Annotated in this window: 23 protein-coding genes; 8 read left to right on the top strand and 15 right to left on the bottom strand. The window is 39.0% G+C overall.

All coding sequences use genetic code 11. From position 1 onward, the window contains the following. Positions 1-30 precede the first annotated feature (30 nt). On the bottom strand, positions 31-660 hold the full coding sequence (locus tag IHV10_RS01080) for a hypothetical protein (RefSeq protein WP_197126932.1): 630 nt from the start codon (positions 658-660) through the stop codon (positions 31-33). Positions 661-992: 332 nt separating this feature from the next. Here IHV10_RS01080 and IHV10_RS01075 point away from each other — a divergent pair, with 332 nt between their 5' ends. Further along, positions 993-1526: a histidine phosphatase family protein gene (locus IHV10_RS01075; protein ID WP_197126931.1), complete on the top strand. Its 534-nt coding sequence runs from the start codon at positions 993-995 to the stop codon at positions 1524-1526. Between the two features lie 88 nt (positions 1527-1614). Further along, positions 1615-2238, top strand: a complete 624-nt coding sequence (locus IHV10_RS01070) for a CAP domain-containing protein (protein WP_197126930.1) — start codon at positions 1615-1617, stop codon at positions 2236-2238. Between the two features lie 56 nt (positions 2239-2294). On the opposite strand, the gene IHV10_RS01065 is transcribed toward IHV10_RS01070, so the two are convergent. From IHV10_RS01065 to IHV10_RS01050, 4 genes are all read right to left on the bottom strand, one after another. After that, positions 2295-3710, bottom strand: coding sequence for an ATP-binding protein (locus tag IHV10_RS01065; protein ID WP_197126929.1), 1416 nt, complete (start codon positions 3708-3710; stop codon positions 2295-2297). A 265-nt stretch (positions 3711-3975) separates the two neighbouring features. Beyond that, positions 3976-4527 carry a TlpA disulfide reductase family protein gene (locus IHV10_RS01060; protein ID WP_197126928.1) on the bottom strand — a complete coding sequence of 184 codons (552 nt, stop codon included), beginning with the start codon at positions 4525-4527 and terminating at the stop codon, positions 3976-3978. A gap of 169 nt (positions 4528-4696) precedes the next feature. Beyond that, a complete protein-coding gene (locus IHV10_RS01055; protein ID WP_197126927.1) occupies positions 4697-5452 on the bottom strand; it encodes an anti-sigma factor in 756 nt (251 codons plus the stop codon). Next, on the bottom strand, positions 5430-6002 hold the full coding sequence (locus IHV10_RS01050) for an RNA polymerase sigma factor (RefSeq protein WP_197126926.1): 573 nt from the start codon (positions 6000-6002) through the stop codon (positions 5430-5432). Before IHV10_RS01050 ends, IHV10_RS01055 begins: the two co-directional genes overlap by 23 nt. A 225-nt stretch (positions 6003-6227) precedes the next feature. On the opposite strand from IHV10_RS01050, the gene motA reads away from it, so the two are divergent. Both motA and motB read left to right on the top strand, forming a co-directional pair. Next, positions 6228-7013, top strand: coding sequence for a flagellar motor stator protein MotA (motA, locus tag IHV10_RS01045; protein ID WP_197126925.1), 786 nt, complete (start codon positions 6228-6230; stop codon positions 7011-7013). Further along, entirely contained in the window at positions 7006-7779 is a 774-nt protein-coding gene (gene motB, locus IHV10_RS01040; RefSeq protein ID WP_197126924.1) for a flagellar motor protein MotB, read from the top strand. Before motA ends, motB begins: the two co-directional genes overlap by 8 nt. A 149-nt stretch (positions 7780-7928) precedes the next feature. Here motB and IHV10_RS01035 read toward each other — a convergent pair whose 3' ends face one another. Together IHV10_RS01035 and IHV10_RS01030 are read right to left on the bottom strand one after the other, a co-directional pair. Next, positions 7929-9194 (bottom strand): M48 family metallopeptidase, encoded by a 1266-nt coding sequence (locus IHV10_RS01035; protein WP_231619395.1) that lies wholly within the window; start codon positions 9192-9194, stop codon positions 7929-7931. An 88-nt stretch (positions 9195-9282) separates the two neighbouring features. After that, positions 9283-10110, bottom strand: coding sequence for an HAD family hydrolase (locus IHV10_RS01030; RefSeq protein ID WP_197126923.1), 828 nt, complete (start codon positions 10108-10110; stop codon positions 9283-9285). 143 nt (positions 10111-10253) lie between these two features. Here IHV10_RS01030 and IHV10_RS01025 point away from each other — a divergent pair, with 143 nt between their 5' ends. The 4 genes from IHV10_RS01025 to IHV10_RS01010 all read left to right on the top strand — a co-directional run bounded on the left by IHV10_RS01025 (position 10254) and on the right by IHV10_RS01010 (position 13349). After that, the gene (locus tag IHV10_RS01025) at positions 10254-10658 is read left to right on the top strand and encodes a GntR family transcriptional regulator (protein ID WP_197126922.1); all 405 of its coding nucleotides are present in this window, start codon (positions 10254-10256) and stop codon (positions 10656-10658) included. Continuing rightward, positions 10642-11526: an ABC transporter ATP-binding protein gene (locus IHV10_RS01020; RefSeq protein ID WP_197126921.1), complete on the top strand. Its 885-nt coding sequence runs from the start codon at positions 10642-10644 to the stop codon at positions 11524-11526. The genes IHV10_RS01025 and IHV10_RS01020 overlap by 17 nt, the downstream gene beginning before the upstream one ends. Then, positions 11516-12565 (top strand): ABC transporter permease subunit, encoded by a 1050-nt coding sequence (locus IHV10_RS01015; protein ID WP_197126920.1) that lies wholly within the window; start codon positions 11516-11518, stop codon positions 12563-12565. Before IHV10_RS01020 ends, IHV10_RS01015 begins: the two co-directional genes overlap by 11 nt. A gap of 91 nt (positions 12566-12656) precedes the next feature. Continuing rightward, the gene (locus tag IHV10_RS01010; protein WP_197126919.1) at positions 12657-13349 is read left to right on the top strand and encodes a YetF domain-containing protein; all 693 of its coding nucleotides are present in this window, start codon (positions 12657-12659) and stop codon (positions 13347-13349) included. A gap of 25 nt (positions 13350-13374) precedes the next feature. Here IHV10_RS01010 and IHV10_RS01005 read toward each other — a convergent pair whose 3' ends face one another. The 8 genes from IHV10_RS01005 to IHV10_RS00975 form a co-directional block, all read right to left on the bottom strand. Beyond that, positions 13375-14232 carry a glycerophosphodiester phosphodiesterase gene (locus tag IHV10_RS01005; RefSeq protein ID WP_197126918.1) on the bottom strand — a complete coding sequence of 286 codons (858 nt, stop codon included), beginning with the start codon at positions 14230-14232 and terminating at the stop codon, positions 13375-13377. Positions 14233-14382: 150 nt separating this feature from the next. Continuing rightward, positions 14383-15243, bottom strand: coding sequence for a Cof-type HAD-IIB family hydrolase (locus IHV10_RS01000; RefSeq protein ID WP_197126917.1), 861 nt, complete (start codon positions 15241-15243; stop codon positions 14383-14385). Positions 15244-15371: 128 nt separating this feature from the next. Further along, the gene (locus IHV10_RS22915; protein ID WP_255520061.1) at positions 15372-15503 is read right to left on the bottom strand and encodes a hypothetical protein; all 132 of its coding nucleotides are present in this window, start codon (positions 15501-15503) and stop codon (positions 15372-15374) included. Positions 15504-15599: 96 nt separating this feature from the next. After that, positions 15600-15905: an AzlD domain-containing protein gene (locus IHV10_RS00995; protein ID WP_197126916.1), complete on the bottom strand. Its 306-nt coding sequence runs from the start codon at positions 15903-15905 to the stop codon at positions 15600-15602. Further along, positions 15898-16623, bottom strand: coding sequence for an AzlC family ABC transporter permease (locus IHV10_RS00990; RefSeq protein WP_370629632.1), 726 nt, complete (start codon positions 16621-16623; stop codon positions 15898-15900). Before IHV10_RS00990 ends, IHV10_RS00995 begins: the two co-directional genes overlap by 8 nt. 81 nt (positions 16624-16704) lie before the next feature. Further along, positions 16705-17769 (bottom strand): undecaprenyldiphospho-muramoylpentapeptide beta-N-acetylglucosaminyltransferase, encoded by a 1065-nt coding sequence (locus IHV10_RS00985; protein WP_197126915.1) that lies wholly within the window; start codon positions 17767-17769, stop codon positions 16705-16707. A gap of 452 nt (positions 17770-18221) precedes the next feature. Next, the gene (gene lpdA, locus IHV10_RS00980) at positions 18222-19655 is read right to left on the bottom strand and encodes a dihydrolipoyl dehydrogenase (RefSeq protein WP_197126914.1); all 1434 of its coding nucleotides are present in this window, start codon (positions 19653-19655) and stop codon (positions 18222-18224) included. After that, a complete protein-coding gene (locus tag IHV10_RS00975) occupies positions 19656-20933 on the bottom strand; it encodes a dihydrolipoamide acetyltransferase family protein (protein WP_197126913.1) in 1278 nt (425 codons plus the stop codon). Positions 20934-20941 lie beyond the last annotated feature (8 nt).

Here is a 20941-nt window from a genome sequence, read left to right as displayed (position 1 = left end):
CATTAACTCCCTTTTTAAAGGACAAACCTTTTACCTTGGAAACCGCTTAGGATCATCATTAAAATGGATATATTTTTTCAAGTGGTCAGGCAGTTCACCTTTTTGAAAAACGTGTTGAATATCAGAAAGCGGAATCTCCAAACGTGCCAATGACGGATACAATGGAAGAATTTCTTTTGGTTCATAGGTTTGCTGATAACTTGTGATAGCTTCATGTGTTTCTTTTTCAACACTTTGTCGATACGCATGAATCTCTTGAATCTGTTTGACCATCATTAAGTACTCTGCTTTTAAACGTTCAAGCTGATGTATTTTCTTTTCCATGCTATTTTTCGCTGTGTCTAATTCTCTATCGCGTGAAGAGTAAACAGTTTTTAAATACTCAGATAATCGGTCATCACGGTTTTCTTTTAATTCATCTAGCTGTTCCATTGCATTACGTTCTTTTTCCATTGCTAAAAGGTACTTATTCTTTACTTCTGTAAGATCATCCATCGTGATTTTTGAGTTTCTTACACCATAAGCATTTAGTAACTCTTCATATTCATTTGAAGACCATTCTTTTTGTTTATGTAGTTGCTGCCACTTTTCTTGAGCGCGAGCAATATCAATATCGTATTCTTTTTTCATTTGCTTAAAATGATTTAATTCAGGATACATAACAATCTCCCTTCGAGTTTCAACATTAATAGTATTCGGGAGGGATTTTGGTTTAACGTCTCGAATGATTAAACAACTGTTTAAATCGGATGATGTTTTGGGTATCAGCGAAGTACTTGCATGTTATTGATTTCCGTTCCAGGCGCTCGCTTTCCGCGGGGCAGGCGGTGAGCCACATTCGAACGTTTCACTCTTAAGTGTCTCACCTGCCCGCCTGTCCCGCAGGAGTCTCGCACTCTACACTCCAATCAACTTTTCAATGGAGTAAATAATTAAGAGACCTAACATCAACATCCTTTTTAGTCATACCTATTAGAAAGAAGGATGAATTCATGAAGATTACGGCGATTAGACATTGTAAAGCGGAAGGTCAAGAAAGTAATGCTCCTTTAACTGCTGAAGGAGAACAGCAAGCTAAAGAACTTGCTGTCTTTTTAGAGGGTCAGGATTTTGATTGTGTAATCTCGAGTCCATTAAATAGAGCCATCAACACCATTAAACCTTATGCAGAGTTAAATAATCGAACGATAAAGGTAGATGAACGATTAGCTGAACGGATTCTTTCTATAGAAGATGATCCAAATTGGAGAGATAATCTGGAACGTACATATAAGGAAGAACATTTAAAGTTTCCTGGTGGGGAGTCCACATTTGAAGCAAAGCAAAGAATCACTTCCCTCATTTATGATTTGCAAGCAAAATCCTATAAGTCTGTTCTAATCGTTACGCATGGAAATCTGCTTAGCCTAATGATTAATTTGTATGATTCATCATTCGGCTTTAAGGAATGGGAGCTTCTGTCCAATCCGGATGTGTTTTTAATCGACGCTTTATCAAAAGATGTATCCAAGCTGTGGGTGTCTTAAACTGGTACATAATTCCAGACCCCCAACCCTCCTTCTGAAACCCCGAAACATGTACACGTAAGATAAATTATTAGGAGGGAAACATCTTATGAAAAAATTAGTAGTAGCATCAGTATTAGGCGCTTCCCTATTCGGCGCAAATGCAGGAATCTCAGAAGCAGCATCTTCATGCCCATTCGCTTCTTTAAATAATAATCAAACTCAACAAGCTCAGGCAGCTCCAGCTCCACAACAGCAACAGCAACAACAAGCTGCTCCAGCACCAGCTCCACAACAAGAGCAAGCAAAAGCTCCAGCTGAAGCAGCACCAAAAGCTGAAGCAGGTGCTGAACTTACTGCACAAGAGAAGCAAATGTTAGATCTTGTGAACCAAGAGCGTGAAAAACAAGGATTACCAGCACTAAAAGCTGATCCTGAGTTAACAAAAGTTGCTCGCGTTAAAGCAAAAGACATGATCGACAACAACTATTTCGACCACAATTCACCAACTTACGGTTCTCCATTCGATATGATGAAGAAGTTTGGTGTTGAATATAATACAGCTGGTGAAAACCTTGCAGGTAACTCATCTGTAGAAGGTGCTCACACTAGCCTAATGAATTCTCAAGGTCACCGTGAGAACATCCTAAAGTCTGAATACACTAGCGTTGGTATCGGTGTTGTAGACGGTGGACAATATGGTAAAATGTTCGTTCAAATGTTTAAAGGATAATAAGTATTAAAAAGCTTTCCCGTTGAGGGAAAGCTTTTTTTGTCGTTTAATAACTTTTATTTAATAGGAATCGTAATGGTGAACATTGTTCCTTTATCCTTTTTACTTTTTACATCTAATCTCCCGTTATGATGCTTGATGATATTTGTACTTACCATCAATCCTAATCCGGTCCCTTCGTCTTTTGTTGTGAAAAAGGGTTTACCGATCTTCTTCATGACCGTCTCATCCATACCGCATCCGTAGTCACGTATCTGAATCTGAAGAAAATCTTTTTCTCTTGATAACTTCATGTTAATTTCTACACAATCTCCAACAGCAGAAGCTTCAATCGCGTTTTTTAAAAAGTTGATAAACACTTGTTTAAGCTGCAGAGGGTCACAGAAGATCAGTGGTATATGATCCTCTAGATCTTTTTTAATCTCAATATTTTTCATGATAGCTTGTGTGTTCAACAGATCAACTGTGTCGTTTATGATATCCGTAACACAAGACATCATAAAATTTTGCGAATTGCTTTTTGAAAGTACCAAAAACTCCTTTATGATATGCTCAATTCGATCTACTTCTGTAAGAATAATCGTGAGATATTGATCAAACTCATCTGTTTGATTCTGAATCAGTTGAACAAAACCTTTCAATGAAGTTAAAGGGTTACGTATTTCATGTGCTACACCTGCTGCAAGCTCTCCTACTACATTTAACGCTTCCGCTTTTAATAATTTTTGTTCGGTAAGCTTTTGATCCGTCACATCTTTCAAGACCGTAACATGTAGTTTATCTACTATATCTTTCTCACATGAATATTCGATTTCTTTCACTAAACCATCTGGAGTTTTGTAGCGAAACTCTCCCTTGATCTTTTTTCCGTACAAAACTTCTTTCCATTTCTTTCGAATTAATTCTTTTCCGTTTCCCACAAAAAATTGATCTGCACTATGACCGATGAGTTCTTCTTTTGAAAGCTGTAAAAGTTCGCATGCACGGTCGTTCACTTCGGCAATTTCCATATCGGAACGGCAAAGCACGATTGCTTCCATTGCGTGGTTAAACAATTGTTTAAACTTTTTCAAGTTTTGATCATTTTCTAATTCACTGTTGGAAGTAATATATGATGTTCCGACAACTTCCAATATGTCTTGATTCTTCCCTGTTACAGGATATATGGTTGTGCGAATACTTCTAAAGCCTAAGTTAATATTGGCGGTTTGTGTCAAACCTGAAAAGGCTTTTTCTAATGGGTCAGTCCATTCTGCGATCAACTCTTTAGCATATAGGTCATTAAGGCTTGTTCCTGGAGAGGGTTTTATGGACACACCCAGTTCATCAAGCATGGATCCTGCAGAATATGTAAATTTATATTCACCTTCAGCATCTCTTCGTAATCCGAAAAGATGGATAGGGCAATGGTTAAGAGAATGGTGAAAATCGGCAATACGTTTAATTTCAACTTCTTCATATTGCTTGTTCATTAAGTAGTCCCCTTTTTATTTACAGAGTATCAAAATCTGTTGCTTGGGCTATTGTGAGTTTTAACCACTTCATTATATTCCACATTTTCACTAAGCTTTTTAATTCGACAAATTTTATCGATTCCCCTATTGGACAACTTTCCCATTTTTCTAATTCCATGTTACAGGTCTTTAGCATTATTTTTTAAAATAAAATGTTTTAGTGTTAAATATAATGCAAGCAAAAAAGCCTTTGGAAAATTATCCAAAGGCTTTAAACCAATATTTACCTATTCATCTTGTTAATTTCGTTCTTCATAAATTCATAATCCATTGGACCTATATGAGAAGTACTGACCATTCCTTCTTCATCAATAAAATAACTTGTCGGGATCGAAACAGCCCTATACTGCTTCCCAATCGTGTTCTTTTCATCAAGAGGAATCGGAAAAGATAGCTTATATTCCTGAACAAATTTGCTAACTTTCTCTGTATTTGGTTCAGAGTATTCAAGGTTAACCGCTAATATTTCCACATCCTGATTTTTATAATCTTTATAAAATCTCTCCATCTCGGGCATTTCCTCCCTGCATGGAGGACACCACGTAGCCCAAAAGTTAACGATGATCTTTTTACCGCGATAATCCTTTAAATCAACTTGCTTCCCGTCTAGCGTTTTTAATGAAAAGTTTGGCGCTATACTTCCACGTTCCAGTCCGGTATTTTCTTCTTTCTTAACTTCAGTTGGCTTTTCTTCTTTCTTATCCATTGCCGTATAAAATGCAAGGCCAATTAAGCCAGCAAATAGGAGAAATATAACGATCGATTTTATTCTCAAAGTAATTCCTCTTTTCAAGTTGGTTCACCCTTTTCATTATAGAGGATTTTGCCCTGCAACTGCAAAGTTCCCTTTGTTCGTCTCTTGGCGATTAAGTTAAAGATGAACCCTTTTTCCTAAAAATGAGAAAAGACAACAACTTATGTTTAAGCTGTTGTCTGTCGGGTACTTATAAATTAGAGGCCATAACAATCGTACCTACTGGCTTCTTACTATTTGGGGTTGGTTCGTGCGAGATAGCAACAGCATCCCAATTGTGTTCACCTTCGAATTTAACAGGGAACACGACTGCACCATTTCCATTCTCGTCTGGCGTAAATGTGCCAGCTCGATAAGGTTTGTCTCCTTCAATCAGCCAAACTTGATAGGTTTCTGTTCCTTTAACTTGAGTTAAGTTACTCGATTGAACGACAAGGTTCATCTTACCGTTTTCCTTTACCATTGATGCTACACCTGTCGATTTTGTTTCTTCAGAAGCTAGTTGAACCGTTTTGAATGTTTTATTGACCTGTTCTTGGATCACTTGTTCATTCTTGTTATTTTCATTATACAAATACGCGTTCGTGCCAAGTGATAGCAAAAGTCCAGCAGCAAGTAATCCTTGTACCCATGGTTTGGGTTTCTGCTTAGAAGTAGGTGAAATCTTTGTTGCTACTTCATCTGTTTTAACACCAGGTTGCGTTTCTTGTTGTGTAAGGCTGGAGTCATCAGCCGTTACATTTGTTAAAATACGTTCTTTCATACCAATCGGAGGTTGTGCCTCTTCTGATAAATATGGAAGATCTGCTGTAAGGTCTTGCCATTCTGTCCATTCTTCCTGGCAGGCGTCGCATTGCTTTAAGTGTTTTTCAAAGGCATCTTTTTCTTTACCTTCTAACAACCCGTTATAATAATGGAGCAAATTATCGCAAGTTTTCGGTTCCATATTTATCCCCCCTCTCACCATAGATCTTTTTTAAATGTTTCAGTGCTAAACGTATCCTTCCTTTTACCGTTCCTAAAGGAATGTTCTTTTGCTCTGCAATATCTGATTGTGAGTAGCCTTTGAAATAGAACATTTCTACAATGTCTTGCTGCTCTTCTGTTAAAGTAGAAACAGCTTTCTTCAGACCCTCTCTTTCTTCATTCCATGTTACGGTTTCTTCTACACTTTCTGTTCGTTCGTAATCTATGTCTTTTTCAAGAATCTCAACTTCATTTTTTTGTTGCTTTCGTATTAAATCAATACAGGCATTTCGTGTAACGGTTAAAAGCCATGAAGAAAATTTCCCTTTATCCTCTGAATAGAGTCCCTTTTTTCGCCACAGTTTCATAAAAACGTCTTGAACTGCCTCTTCAGCCAACTCTTTTTGCCTCAACATTTTAAATGAAAAAGAAAACAATAGCTTCTCATATCGATCATACAGCATTTCAAGGGCTTCTTTATTTTCTTCTTGAACTTTTTGATAAAGTTCGTAATCAGAAGTTCTACCCATCTTTTGTCTCCTTTACTGCTCACAGAATAAATCTATCATAACAAAATGAGGCAGTATTTGTCTTTTTTTACGATGGATGTATAAAGATAACGTTAAATAAAGCAATTTGGATCACATATTTTCCAACTTTTATCATTAAGTTTCCTTCTATCTTTCCGATATAAAAGAAAATATAGCTCAGGAAAAATAGATACAGAATTTAAAGATAAAGTGAGGAACATCATTATGGATCGCACAACATTAATCGGAGTCATTCTAGGCATACTTGCGGTAGGTGTCGGGATGTTTTTAAAAGGCGCAAGTCCTACAGCATTATTGAATCCAGCAGCATTGCTTATTATATTTGCCGGAACTGCAGCAGCTATCCTCATTGCATTTCCATTGAACGAGATCAAAAAAATCCCTGCTCTTTTCAAGATTTTATTCAAAGAACAAAAGCTCATTGATATGAAGGATCTAGTAACGATTTTCATTGAATGGGCAACGGTCGCTCGTAAAGAAGGTTTGCTTGCATTAGAACCGAAAGCAGAAGAAGTGGATGACCCTTTCCTTCAACAAGGAATTAAGATGATCGTGGACGGACAGCCTCCTGAATTTATTAAAGATGTCTTAATGAAAGACTTAGAAACAATGGAAGAACGTCATGCAAGCAACGCTACCATCTTTACTCAAGCGGGTACATATGCACCAACTCTCGGTGTCTTAGGTGCAGTAGTAGGTTTAGTCGCGGCACTAGGAAACATGGCCGACATTACAGCTTTAGGAAAAGCCATTTCAGCAGCCTTTATCGCTACTTTATTCGGTATTTTTTCTGGCTATGTGTTGTGGCATCCTTTCGCTAATAAGTTAAAACGAAAGTCAAAGAAAGAAATCATGATCAAAGAGATTATGATTGAAGGGCTGTTATCTATTCAAGATGGGACATCCCCAAAAATTTTAGAAGAAAAGCTGTTAACGTATATTCCAACTAGCGAACGCGATCAATACAAAGCAGGTGGTTCAGTTGGCTAAAAAGAAAAAGCATCATGACGAACATGTGGATGAATCTTGGCTCATTCCTTATGCAGACATGCTCACGCTTTTACTTGCTTTGTTTATCGTATTGTTTGCCATGAGTGAGATCGATGCTCAAAAGTTTAAACAGATGGCAAGTGCTTTTCGAAATGAGTTCACAGGCGGCACAGGCGTAATGGAAGAACAAGTACCGATCCCTTCTCCTGACTCCACACCAATTCCTGATGCGCAAAAAGAAGTCATTTCCAAAGAAGAAAAAGAACGGCTTGAAGAAGCAAAGAAAGAACTGGAACAATTAGAAGAGATGGAAAAAAAGATCAATGCTTATATTCAAACAAACAAGTTAGATTCTAGTCTTCAAACAAAGCTGACAGAAAACGGCTTATTGATCACCATCTTAGATAATGCTTTATTCGATTCTGGTAGTGCAACTGTAAAACCTGGTTCTAGAGAGATCGGCAAAAAATTATCTGATCTACTCGTTACCACGCCACCACGAAATATTGTTATCGCGGGCCATACAGATAACGTACCGATCAGCACGGCAAACTTTCAATCAAACTGGGAACTCAGCGCGTTAAGAGGGATTAACTTTATGCGCGTTCTGCTTGAGAATCCTTCATTGAAACCGAACCAAGTCAGCGCAAGCGGTTATGGAGAATATCGTCCAAAGTCAGAGAATAAAACTCCAGAAGGTCGAGCAAAAAACCGTCGTGTTGAAGTACTTGTACTGCCAAATGTTAGTTTGAAATCTGTACAGTGATTTGGCCGTATAATGCGGTGGCGGTGTAAGAAAATATGTGGAGAAGCGATGGGAATCGATCATAAATCCTGGGAACTGAGCATAAATTCACAAAAAAACTGGCTTCTTGAAGTGGCATTAACCACTACCAAAGAAGCCAGTTTTTATTTTTATTCCATCTTTTTACTCGTTTTATAGCTATCTAAGAAATGAATACGCTCGAGCATGGTCGGATGACCGTATAAAAACCATTTTACGATTTTTGGTGGGTTTACTTCACTTAAAGAAACGGTCGCAAGCTCTTGAAATGCCCCTACTGCTGCTTTCGGGTTGTTTGTCATCTGAATCGCATACAGATCAGCGTCCCGCTCTGCTTTTCTTGAGACCGCATTCTCCAGTGGAGATACGGCAAAGCTCAATAACGAAAAGATCAATAGCAATGCAGGAAGTGCCGCTAGATCTCCTACTCCCTTTATTCCCCATGTCTTGCCGTACTTCTCTATCCATTTTCGATAGATCATATTTCCGAGCCATAATCCTAAGAATGAGAGAACCACTGATGAAATCAAGTTCCAATACAGATGGTTCATCACATAATGTCCGATCTCATGGGCCATTACAAACAGAACTTGGTTATCACTCAATTTATTAAGTGTTGTATCCCATAGGACGATCCGTAGATTTGATCCGATTCCGTTAACATACGCATTTAATGCATTTGTTTTTTCAGACATGTTCACTTCATAAACATTTTCTGCCGGAATGTCCGCTCTTTCCGCAATATCTAGAATTTTACCCTTTAACACTTCATCCTGCAGCGGATAGAACTTGTTATACAACGGATCGATTACAACGGGCTGGATGAAGTAGAGAAACAAAGTAAACGGAACGGAAAGCAGCCAAGCGTACAGCCACCATCTTTTTTCATATTTTTTGATCAGCCAATACATAACAGCAACCATCACAGTTGTTAATAGCCAGTTGATCCAGAAATCCACTAATCCATCTCTCATCCAGCTGTGAAAAGATTGAACAGATATATTAAAGCTTTTGGAAATGGTAAAACTGTAGTAGCGTAGTGGGAATGTTAACACCCAGCTAGCAAACGAAAGCAAAAGCACGTAGATTCCAGTGTGAACAATAGAGAACCTTGTTAAACCGCTAGATGCTTTTCGGAACCATCTTGATAATCCGAATCCTAGAACAAACAAATAGATCAACCACTCGAGCGGCACAGATATGAAGTAGATAAAATCCTTTATTCTTGAAAAATCAGTGCTAAGTTCCAGTTCACGGTCTGTCATAAAGACTGCTGGATCCGCAGCAGAGCCCTTCAGATGCACAGGCAAGTTTGCGTCTGCTCCTTGAAACAGATAGAACCACATCAAACCCGCATATATAGCAAAGCCGATCACAAAAAGTAACGATTTTTTCAAAGCATGCGCCCCCCTTTATTACCTACTATAAAGTGTAGGGCGAATTGTCCAAATTAGAACAAGCTTTCATAAAATACTTTGTAAAATCTTAAAGAGCATTTGCAAGGGTCGGGACGATATGAAGGTTTTCATGATCTACTTCTATAGAATTCGGCTGAATGTAAACCGCTTTTAATCCCATGAGAAGTGCAGGTGCGATTTCATTTATAAAATTATCACCGATTGATACCGCTTCATGAGGCTTTATACCATATTCATTCAATATCGTCTGGAGCTTTTCTTTCGTCTTCAACGGTTTTTCACTCTCGGTATAGAGAGCATGGAACATTCCATCTAGCTCCAACTCACTTAACAAGCGTTTTACATCTTCTCTTTCACTGTTCGTTAAAAGGACTACCTTTTTCTTTTCCTTGAAAAGTTTCAAAGCCTGTTTAAGACCAGGTGTTTTCGATAGCTGGAACTGATCAGTTACCATGTACTCTTTTGTCGCGTTATAGCATTCCCACGTATCTGCTTGCTTCACACCGAAATGCATAGCTGTAGCATATGGCAGCCACCATCCATCACCAATCGCGATCAATCGTTCAAAGTCATATACAAGTTCGCCGGAGAATTCTTTTTTCACTCTATCCTCTGGCCACTCTGTTCCATCAAAGGATGTTACTTTTGTTACTTGCAGTGTCATTGAATCGACGGTAACACTTGCATCATTTTTAATATCATACACTTTACCGATTGCAACAGGGTGTGTCCCCTTCTTCATACTTTCATATGTATCCCAAAAGTCTTTCTTTTTCTCATCAGATACCCTTTTTTGTAACAATCTACAGTAATAATCGAAGTGGTCTGTATCTTCATATAGCGTTCCGTCCAGATCAAAAATAAGCAACTTCGCATCATCAATAATCGATTTCACGTCTCATCCCTCCTTCTTTCATTGTAGTAATCCTAATCAAAAAAAGTAAAGAAAAGTACGTTGACATAAATTTACTAATCTTGTATGTTATAAGTGTACTATACACAGTAATACACACATATAGTATATAAAGGTGGGATAACATGATATTAAATTTAGATCCCCGAAGCAATACACCGATATGGGAACAAGTTGTTCATCAGATCAAAGAACTGATCTTGCGAGAAATTTTGTTGCCAGAAGAAAAATTGCCTTCGGTACGCGAACTATCAGGAACATTACTGATCAATCCAAATACAGTGAGTAAAGCTTATCAAGAGTTAGAACGCCAAGGCATCATTGAGACATTGCGAGGAAAAGGCACGTTTGTTTCCGCTTCTATCATTCCTAAAGCAGATGATCAGAAGACAACAGAACTCAAACAACAGCTGAAGCAGCTAATTATTGACGCTTCCTATCTTGGTATTGATCACCAAACATTATCAAAGTGGTTGAAAAACTTTTCAGAAGAGCTTGGGGGTAAAAACAGTCATGCTGAAAGTGAATAATATTAGTAAAACGATAGAAGGTTCTCAAGTGTTAGACCATGTGAACATCACACTGGAACCAGGTACGATTGCAGGTTTAGTCGGAAGAAATGGTGTTGGAAAGTCTACGCTACTTCGCGTAATCGCAGGCATATTAGATCCGGATGAAGGTGAAGTGTTCTTTAATGACACAGATATTCATCAAAATCCTGAGATTAAACAAAAGATTACTTATGTTCCAGATTCGACTGAGATTTTAAAGAGTTTTAGCGTTAAAGAAATCGTAAAGCTATATGATGCAATTTATGAAGATTTTGATGTTGTATACTTCTACTCTCTTCTAGACCGCTTTAAACTTCCTAAAAATAAAAAAATCAGAACATATTCCAAAGGCATGAAGGCGCTGTTCTTAATGATCCTTTCTTTTTCAACGAAATCGGATCTTATCATTTTAGATGAACCAACAAACGGACTTGACCCTATCGTAAAAAGAAACATCTTGCAATTTATTATTGAAGAAGTGAGTGAGCGACAGCTATGCGTTCTTATCTCTACTCATCATTTAGAGGAAGTAGAGAAGATGGCAGATGTTCTTATCATGATTAAAGAAGGACGAATTGAATCCACAACCTCTATCGAGGATGCAAAATCATCGTTCCGTAAAGTTCAAGTGGTTTACAAACACTCTCTGCCTGAAAAAATCGAGCAATTGAACAACGTGAACATCTTAAATCAAACAGGACGTGTCTATACATTGATGATCAAAGGAAACATTGAAGCGACACTCCAAAAGATGAACGGAGAAAATCCGCTATTGTTAGAAGAACTACCTATGACTCTCGAAGATATTTTCATTTCAACACTTGGAGGTGAATCACATGTTTCATAAAGCATTGTGGATGAGGAACCAAAAACTAGGAAGCCCTGCCGTATGGGGGATCTATATTTCATTGTTCTTGTTTTTACCGTATTCTTTCTTTGGAAAAGCCCAAACCATGTTAACTCAAAAAAATGATCCTTATGCGGATGCACCTGAAAACTATTACATGAACTTTCATTTTACTGGTGCAGATATCGTAGTTTTCTTATTTTTAATCGTAGGATTAGCTGCTCTTCTAGTCGGCAGTGAAAGAACGACTCATGCGACTGACCTAACGTTCTCACTCCCTTTTAAACGTAAAGATATCTTTCTATCAAAATGGATTTTTGGAGTAGGTCATATCATAACAGGTCTGTTAATCAACTTGCTATTATGTATGCTGATTGTAAAGTTTACGATTCTTTCAGAAGTAACAGATGCTGCATTTCTTTTGAAATTCATGATGGTGGTTATTCCGTTCTCGATCGCTATTTTCTCTTTTAGTCTTTTTATTGGAACGATTGCAGGAAATTTAATTTCTCAACTAGTATTGAGTGGGATCTTTTTATTCTTTCCACTCGGTTTTATATCTCTTATAGTTTCATTTTTAGAATATCACGGGATTTCTATCAATCATAATGCACCATCTACTGTATTATTTAACGATTTGATCAACAGTTTCACACTGCCAATTCCTATTATAGAATTTCGTTATTATATAGATCTCTCAGATAATTCTTTTACTGATTTCTCACATATACCATATGTCATGTTACTGATTCCACTAGCTTATACGATTCTATCCGTAGCTTTTGGAACGTGGCTCTTTAGCAGAACTAAGAACGAAAACAACGGTAGATTACTTGTATTCGAAAAAGGAAGAGGATTCTTTACCTTTGGCGTTGTACTGTGCTTTGCTCTAACATTCGGTATGTTAGGTGGCGGTATATTTGGAGACTACGATTCCAGATCGCTTATTGGCTATTACCTATCTGCAACGATAGGCGGGGTTTTAGCATTCTTTATGTTGAAAAAATTAGTTCATTTCCGTATGCAGTTTGGCAAATAAAGAGAAGAGCGGACAACATGTTCGCTCTTTTTTGTTTGCCTTATTTTTGTTTGGGCATCCTGATAACAGCACATGTAAATGAGGGATGACGATGGATGGAATCTTAATCACGATCTATAGAACGGTTCTAGGCTTTGCCTTTTTGTTGATGCTCATGAGGTTACTCGGAAAAAAACAACTTGGTGAACTTACTTTTTTTAACTATGCAACAGGCATCGCAATGGGTAATATCATCGGAGATATGGTTGTCCACAAAGAGATCACGGTTTGGGAGAGTTTGGCGTCTCTTAGCTTTTGGGCGTTAGCCGTGTTCGGTATAGAATTTCTCAACAGACATTCTCCCCTACTCACAAAACTCACGAAGAGTCAGCCGACGATCGTTATAAAAAAAGGGCAGATTATGCAAAAAGAGCTGAAGCGGATGCAGATGTCTATGGATGACTTATTGATGCTGCTCAGGATCAGTGCGGTCTTTGATATTACTGAAGTAGAATATGCTGTCATGGAGCCTAACGGACAACTAAGTGTGTTAAAGAAGCCACTCAAAGATTCTGTCACAAAAGAAGATCTAAATATTCCACCAGATGCTCCTCAATATTTGCCCACAATGCTGATCTCTAACGGTGAGAAAATAGATCAGCCTTTTAAGGAATACAGTTTGTCAGACGATTGGTTGGATCAGCAATTGAAGAGTGCGGGCTATCAAGATGTTAAAGAGGTCTTCTTCGCACAGCTTCAGGACGATGGCGACGTCTTTTTTGTAAAAAAAGAAAAAAGCAACTGAGATCTATATCAGCTGCTTTCCTTCCTTATTTCCCTTTTTTCACTTCATGCAGAAGATCTGGGAAGTTGGTGAAAATACCTGTTACACCCCAATCGATCAGTTTCTGCATCTCTTCTTTTTCATTTACAGTATACGGATGGATCTCTAGACCATTCTGAACGGCTTTCTGTACATACTCGCGGTCGATCATATCGCTGTTCGGCCCGATTCCCATCGCATATTGCTTGATTGATTGCACTTCTCTATCCGTTAAATCAGCAGGAGTTGTATACTCTAAAAGTTGAACAAGTTTCACGGATGGATCGATCTCGTTCATCTTCAACAAGCTTTCAGAGCTGAACGATTGAACCAACAGCTTATCTTTGTTAATTCCATAATCATTAACTACATCAAGAAGCTTTTGTTCCATACCCGGATAAACTTCAGGTGATTTTGTTTCAATATAATAGTTCGCATTCTTGCCAAAGGTTTGAAAGACTTCTTCCAATGTCGGAACTTGAAGACCTTCGTATTTTGCCTTTGCTTGTTCTGGATATTTCTCATTAAACCAGCTTCCTGCATCAAGCTGCTTGATTTCTTTTAGAGTAAAATCTTTTACTTGTCCTGTGCCGTTTGTTGTACGATCCAGTGTCTCATCATGCATTGCGATTAACTCACCGTCTCTAGTCATCTGAAGATCGACTTCAATGTAATCTCCATGCATTTTTTCACCCATCTTATAAGATGTAATCGTGTGTTCTGGTGCATAACCAGAAGCTCCTCGATGCGCAACATTTAAGATGTCTTTATGTTTTTCTTTTGCATCAACCACAGAAAAATCAGCCCCTATAAATGTCAGACTTAATGCTAAAGCTCCTACACCCATTTTAAATATATTCTTCATGATGCTGCACTCTCCCTTTGTTGTAAGTGAACTACTTTGTCACTGTAACAAGGAAATATGAACATGCTTTTGCATTTCTGTAAATCACATGTGAAGTTTTTGTATACAAAAAAGCTGGTTCGAAATGTTCGAACCAGCTTTTGTAAGTGCTTATTTTTGTTCTAAGAATTTCTTGATGGCAAACGAGACACCACTCGCATCATTTTCTTTCGTAACAAATGCGGCCATCTCTTTTACCTCATCCACAGCATTTCCCATCGCTACAGGAAAACCTGCCACTTCTAACATGGAAACATCGTTGTAGTTATCACCGATTGCCATCGTGTCTGTTAACGAGATTCCTTTGAGTTCAGCGTATCTTTTAACAGCCACACCTTTTTGTGCTTCACTGTTTGTAATCTCTAAGTTGTTATCAGCAGAAGCACTGACAGCAAGAGATTCAACACTTTTTAAATGCTGAAAAGCACGTTGGAGTTTCGCAGTATCTGCAGAAAAAGCAAGGAACTTATATACCTCAATACCATTCTCACTCAATAGTTTATCAAAATCTCCCACTACACTTACTAATCCTAAGCGAAAACGTCGAAGAGCTGCTTTTTGAACGTCGTCATCTGTTGCTTCTGGATTGGAAGTTAATACGATATCTTTCATCACTTCGTATGCTTTTTCACGATCATCTGTAAACGTTCCTTTGCTCGTGTAGAGCTCATAATAAATATCTTCTTCGTCTAAAATCTTTTTAATATCCTCGTACTGCTCAAACTTTAAAGGAATTGAAGAAAGGATCTCCCACCCTTCTGATCGAATCTCTGCACCATTTACACAAATAAGCGGTAGATGAAGATCAGCATCTTCTAGCGTGTGTTTTGCTTCATCATAAGAACGGCCTGTTGCGATGACAACATGATGGCCATCGTTTACAGCTTCCTTAATGGTTTCGCTGTTCTCTTTTGTAACTTTTAACTGTCGGTTAACTAAAGTTCCATCCATATCAATTGCGATTAATTTCATCTAAATCATCCTTTATTGCTTAGTCCATTAGTAAGTGTACCCATAATTGAAAGCTTGTTAATCATTATTTGAAGCTTATCAGGTAACAAAAAAAAGAGCTATAGATAGCTCTCCGATTTTACAAATTATTAATCTTTATAGATAAAAGATTGTACAACGTCCGTTACAGCATGAAAAATCTCAACGGCTTGAAAAGAGAGTACAGATAAAGCTGAAACGGAAAACAAACCAATTAGTACAAAACGAACTAAATGAGGCATCTTGTATCTCCTCCTTTTAATTGTGATTATACGCCCACCTTTTCAACAAATCAATTCATAAGGTGTAATATTTACAAAGTAAATTATGACAATATCCTACAAGAACGTATAACCGTACAAAACGAGGATAGAAGATAGCACGACCACGATTACATTTAAGTTCAGCCAAGCGGCGATGAATGCTGCACTAGCGCCTATGAATCCATATAGATAATTTTCTGGATTTATTGTTAGCACACCAGGAAAAATGAGAGCCCCCAATATAGCAAAAGGAACGTTCTTCAATATTCCTTGCACTCTTGGATGTAGATGATTCGTATGAAAGAGAACGAGCGGCAACATCCTTGGAATATAGGTTACGATTCCCATTCCGACAATTACCCATATGAATTGATCACTCATCTCCCTCATCCCCTTTCATAAAAAACTCGATTGAGACTGCTGCTATCAATGTGGATAAAATGATTCCCCAGCCCCCTTTTAAAGTAGGTACCAAAGAGAAGATTGAATTTAATACGGCTGCACTTGCAGCAAGAGCAATTACTTTCTTGCTCTTTTTGGCAGCAGGTACGAGTAGTGCGATAAACATCGCATAAAGCGCGATCCCCATACTGTCCTGCAGCGATTGAGGAAGTCCCGATCCCATCACATAACCGACTCCTGAAAAAATCACCCAGCAGCTGTATGCAACGAGCCCTAATCCAAGCAGGTAGCTTCCCGTAATCTTTTTTTCGGTTGAGGTTGCAGCAACAGAAAAAGTTTCATCCGTTATAAAAAAAGCGTAGATCGCACGCAGCCATTTAGGTTCATCCTCAGCACGTTCCTTTAGAGAAGCACTCATAAGAAGATGCCTGATATTCATGATGAAAGTAGTCAAGATTAGTTCTGCAGCCCCACTTAGTGCAACAATCATCGATAAGGCGATATATTGCGAAGCACCAGCAAACACGATAACACTCATCCCTATCGTTTCAAATAGACTTAACTCTGCAGCTTTAGCGAGCAGACCAAATGTAAATGCAACTGGCATATAACCAATCGCGATCGGCAAACCAGCTTGAACACCCTTTTTCCAGTATGCAGGTGTTTCTTCTCTATGTACGGCAGGGCTTGGCATCATCTCTTTTTCATCTCCGTTTTTGTAAGATGTGAATGGTGAATAAATTGTAAGGGGTCTGTCCCCGGGACAGACCCCTTATCATTACTTCTGTCCTGTGATGGTGCGAAGAATAAGGTCTACGCTATCAGAAGCTTTAAATGTTTCCATGCTTTTCTTTATCTGCTCTTGATCAGCCTTAAGATCTTTTAAAGAGGAGATCAATGTCACCTTTGTTAGTTCTTCTTCATAAAGGACGTGGCAATAGCCTTGTTTTTCAAAGGATTGAGCATTAAGGATCTGATCCCCTCTGCTCGCCGCTCTTGAAAGCGGGATGAGCAGCATCGGAATCTTGAGCGTCAGCCATTCAAAAATACTGTTCGATCCAGCACGAGAAATCACAAAGTCTGTTGCAGCAACCACGTCTGGAAGTTCACTTTGAATATACTCGAACTGTCTGTAGCCTTCTGTATTATTCAAACTTTCATCCATGTTGCCTTTTCCGCAGATGTGTACGATCTGATAAGAGCGTAACAATTCAGGCAGTGCTTCACGTAGAGCTTCATTGATCTTCCGCGCACCCAAACTACCACCCATGATTGTTAGTACAGGCAGATGGCTTCGGAAGCCTAAGAAGGACAAACCTTTCTCTCTTGATCCTTGAAGCAGTTCATCACGAATCGGTGAACCTGTTACGATCGCTTGCCCGGCAGCAAAATGTTTCTTCGCTTCATCAAACGTAACGAAGATTTTTGAAGCAAATTTAGATGAGATTTTGTTAGCCAGACCTGGGGTAATATCTGATTCATGGATGTAAACAGGAATCTTACGCATCCATGCGGCGATAACTACAGGTACAGCCACAAAACCACCTTTTGAAAAAACAGCATCTGGTTTTATTTTGCCGAGCTTAAAATAAGCTTGTGCAACACCCGCTGCCACTTTAAAAGGATCTTTTATATTTTTCAAGTCAAAATAACGACGTAATTTCCCACTTGATATGCCGTGATAGGGCACGTTCGTTCCATCTTGGATCAAACTTTTCTCTATACCATCAACAGAACCGATATAATTCAAGTCCCATCCCATCTTCTCTAATTTAGGTATTAAGGCAAGATGCGGCGTTACGTGTCCAGCTGAACCACCGCCAGTTAAAACTAACTTCTTCAAACAGCATTCCTCACTTCTTTTATATCCGCCTTGCTTTCCTATAGCGGATGTTATCTTATCGCCATTTTAATATATGTAGCCCAAAAAAGAAAATGGCATGTGAGTGATAATTGTTTGTTTATTCTGATTGAATTTCATGTTTCTTTCGGTTATGGATGAAAGTTTTAGTGATTTCAGTTCAAGGGTAGCCTATATAAACGTCATATAGCTCATCGAAAGAAGTTCCCGCTGATACCTACGGGGGTATAAATGTGTCTAATTCTAGAAATTCAGTAATTACTTCTAGAAATTCCGGACTTATTCCGGCGAGTTTGGCGATAATTCGGCGAGTTTTAATCATATATCGGCGAGAAGACAGAACTCGACAAACTCTAGACGCTATATACCCTCAACCTCAACAAAAAAACGGCCTACAAGACCGTTTTTTAACATCATCATTCATCATTCATCATTCATACTGAACTTTTTTCTTTTTTGCGAGCTGGCGGTACATGAATCGCTTTCCCGCTCGCGTTTTCAATCGCTTCAAGCCATGCTTCGTTCAAAGCTGGATGCGCATAAACTGGGTACGATAAGTCTTCTTCACGTGCTACCATCTCTAGTGCAAACGTTCCAGCTTGAATCATTTCGGCAGCTCCAGCTCCCATCATATGAATACCAAGCACAACATCGCTCTTTGAATCAATCACAATCTTAGACAAACCTTCTTTTTGACCAAGAATAGATGCAAAGCCATTGCCGCTCATAGAGAACTGACCCGTCTTCACTTCATAGCCTTCAGCTCGGGCTTGCTCTTCAGTCATACCTACTGAAGCAATCGGGGGATTCGTATGAACAACATAAGGAACTAGGCTTAAATTAAACATAGACTGTAATCCAGTCATATGTTCAGCTGCCGTCTTTCCTTGCTTAATCGCTTTTGATGCTAACTTCATCCCAATCGTACAGTCACCAGCTGCGTAAATGTTAGAAACAGAACTTTGGCTATGTTCGTTTATGATAATAAAACCATTCTCGTCACGTTCGATCGAAATCGCTTCTAGTCCTAGACTATCCACATTCGGCGAATAGCCAGCGGCATACAATACATGAGAAGTCTCAACAGAAACTTTTTCATCACCGTCTTTTATCAACGTTACGGTTACTGAATCAGACATCTCTTCTGCGCTTTCCCATAGATGATTCTTAAATACTTTTATCTTGTTTTTCTTTAAGACTCGTTGCAGTTCTTTTTCGATGCTCGCGTCTAGACCAAATCCATCACTTGGAATAGCTATCGTAACATCACTTCCAAGCTGCTTGTAGGCCATAGCAGCTTCAAGCGCGAAGTAATCATCACCATAGATGAATAGACTTCCTGGAAGCTCTCTCAACTCCCACAACGTGTGTGGTGTCACCAATCTATTAGATAACGTGGCCTGTTCTGGCAACAATGGTAAACTTCCTGTAGCGATAAGCGCGTGCTCAAATTCGTACATCTCAAAATGATGGCCTGAATCAATACCTATTCTCTCACTGGACATGAAAGATGCTGTACCCGTTAAATGCTCAATTTTATTCGCTTTTATAAGGGCTTCTACTCCCTTTTGAAGTCCAGTTACGACCGAAGAATAGTAGTTTGAGAATGTATCATATTCAAAGCTTGCTTCTGAAACTGAAATTCCCATGTTTTTAAACTGAGAAAGGCTTGAAAAGTTAGAAGCAGACTGTGTAAGGCTCTTTGAAGGAATACATCCTTTATGAAGGCAAACGCCGCCTAACTTTTCTTTTTCGATCAGCGTAACTTCCATTCCAAGCTGTGCCGCACGAATTGCAGCATGGTATCCACCAGGTCCGCCTCCGATAATAACGAGTTGTCGTTTTGTTGCAAAATCACCTACAACCATCTATATCAGCTCCAGTGTCATGAAGTAAGGATTCTCGATGAGTTCTTTTACTCGGTTCGTGAACATGACAGCCGTTGCACCGTCTGCAACTCGGTGGTCAAACGACATAGATACGTTCATCATAGAACGGATCACGATCTCATCTCCGATCACAACAGGCGTTTTCTTTGTTTTATGAAAAGCCATAAGTGCCACTTCAGGGTGATTGATGATCGGTGTCGCAGCGATCGATCCAAGCGGTCCAACATTAGAAATTGTAAATGTGCCGCCTGTCATATCTGAACCCTTCAACTTGTTTGTCTTAGCACGCGTGATCTTGTCTTTCATGTCAACCGCGATATCCCTTACATTTCTCTGTTCCACATGAGAGATAACCGGTACGATCAACCCTTCATCAGAATCTGTAGCAATTCCGATGTTCACGTTCTTCTCAAGACGAATCACTTCTTTCTCTTCGTCCAGTTTCGCGTTAAAAATAGGGAAGTCCTTGAGTGCAATTTGAATCGCTTTTACGAAAAACGCAGCAACTGACACGTTCATCCCACGCTTGTTGTCAGGGTCCATCGCTTTAAGCTGTTTCTTCAGATCCATGACAGCTGTAACATCGATCTCTTCAAAATGAGTAACATGCGGAATCGTCGCAAGAGATTGAACCATTTTTTTCGCGATCTGCTTCCTTCGACCTTTAAATGGAATTTCTTTCGTGTCACTTGTTGAAAACACTTGAGTCGATGTAGTCGCTTTTTCTTCTACAGAACTAACTGGTGTTTCCTCTGTTTCAGCTGCTGTAGTAGGCTGATCCATATAGTTATAAACGTCTTGGTCAGTCACTCGTCCCCCAGGTCCAGTGCCATTGACCTGTTCGATATCCACACCGTTCTCTCGAGCAATTTTTCTCGTATAAGGAGCAGCTAGAACACGTTTGTTCAGTGTTGCGATACCGCCAGCAAAGGTAGTGTTGCTCGGTGCTTTAACGATTTTTTCAACGACCGGTTGATCATTAGATTCTGGAACTTCTTCTGCATTTTGAGAAGACGACGCGGAGGCAGCTTCAATCGTTAAGATGACAGATCCGACAGTCACTACATCTCCTTCTTTTACCTTGATGTCTTTAATCGTTCCGGCTGCTGGGGATGGTAGTTCTGCGGTTACTTTATCCGTTTGAACCTCTACTAAAGGCTGATCAACTTTAACGGAGTCTCCTGCTTTTACGAAAAAGTGTATAACTTCTCCTTCATGCATTCCTTCTCCGATATCATGCAATTTTACTTCTACCACTCACACTC

Source organism: Fictibacillus sp. 5RED26 (assembly GCF_015903895.1).
In the GTDB taxonomy this organism is placed as follows: Bacteria; Bacillota; Bacilli; order Bacillales; family Fictibacillaceae; genus Fictibacillus; species Fictibacillus phosphorivorans.
This window is presented reverse-complemented; position numbering and strand designations above follow the sequence as displayed.

What these genes read in the sequence shown, in the direction of transcription:
- motA (WP_197126925.1), top strand. Translation starts at nt 6,228, where the DNA reads ATGGATCGCACAACATTAATCGGAGTCATTCTAGGCATACTTGCGGTA.
- IHV10_RS01020 (WP_197126921.1), top strand. Translation starts at nt 10,642, where the DNA reads ATGCTGAAAGTGAATAATATTAGTAAAACGATAGAAGGTTCTCAAGTG.
- IHV10_RS01005 (WP_197126918.1), bottom strand. Translation starts at nt 14,232, where the DNA reads ATGAAGAATATATTTAAAATGGGTGTAGGAGCTTTAGCATTAAGTCTG.
- IHV10_RS01000 (WP_197126917.1), bottom strand. Translation starts at nt 15,243, where the DNA reads ATGAAATTAATCGCAATTGATATGGATGGAACTTTAGTTAACCGACAG.
- IHV10_RS01055 (WP_197126927.1), bottom strand. Translation starts at nt 5,452, where the DNA reads ATGGAACCGAAAACTTGCGATAATTTGCTCCATTATTATAACGGGTTG.
- IHV10_RS01080 (WP_197126932.1), bottom strand. Translation starts at nt 660, where the DNA reads ATGTATCCTGAATTAAATCATTTTAAGCAAATGAAAAAAGAATACGAT.
- IHV10_RS01010 (WP_197126919.1), top strand. Translation starts at nt 12,657, where the DNA reads ATGGATGGAATCTTAATCACGATCTATAGAACGGTTCTAGGCTTTGCC.
- IHV10_RS01050 (WP_197126926.1), bottom strand. Translation starts at nt 6,002, where the DNA reads ATGGGTAGAACTTCTGATTACGAACTTTATCAAAAAGTTCAAGAAGAA.
- IHV10_RS00995 (WP_197126916.1), bottom strand. Translation starts at nt 15,905, where the DNA reads ATGAGTGATCAATTCATATGGGTAATTGTCGGAATGGGAATCGTAACC.
- IHV10_RS01075 (WP_197126931.1), top strand. Translation starts at nt 993, where the DNA reads ATGAAGATTACGGCGATTAGACATTGTAAAGCGGAAGGTCAAGAAAGT.
- IHV10_RS01070 (WP_197126930.1), top strand. Translation starts at nt 1,615, where the DNA reads ATGAAAAAATTAGTAGTAGCATCAGTATTAGGCGCTTCCCTATTCGGC.
- IHV10_RS00990 (WP_370629632.1), bottom strand. Translation starts at nt 16,623, where the DNA reads ATGATGCCAAGCCCTGCCGTACATAGAGAAGAAACACCTGCATACTGG.
- IHV10_RS22915 (WP_255520061.1), bottom strand. Translation starts at nt 15,503, where the DNA reads ATGCCTCATTTAGTTCGTTTTGTACTAATTGGTTTGTTTTCCGTTTCA.
- lpdA (WP_197126914.1), bottom strand. Translation starts at nt 19,655, where the DNA reads ATGGTTGTAGGTGATTTTGCAACAAAACGACAACTCGTTATTATCGGA.
- IHV10_RS01065 (WP_197126929.1), bottom strand. Translation starts at nt 3,710, where the DNA reads ATGAACAAGCAATATGAAGAAGTTGAAATTAAACGTATTGCCGATTTT.
- IHV10_RS01025 (WP_197126922.1), top strand. Translation starts at nt 10,254, where the DNA reads ATGATATTAAATTTAGATCCCCGAAGCAATACACCGATATGGGAACAA.
- IHV10_RS01015 (WP_197126920.1), top strand. Translation starts at nt 11,516, where the DNA reads ATGTTTCATAAAGCATTGTGGATGAGGAACCAAAAACTAGGAAGCCCT.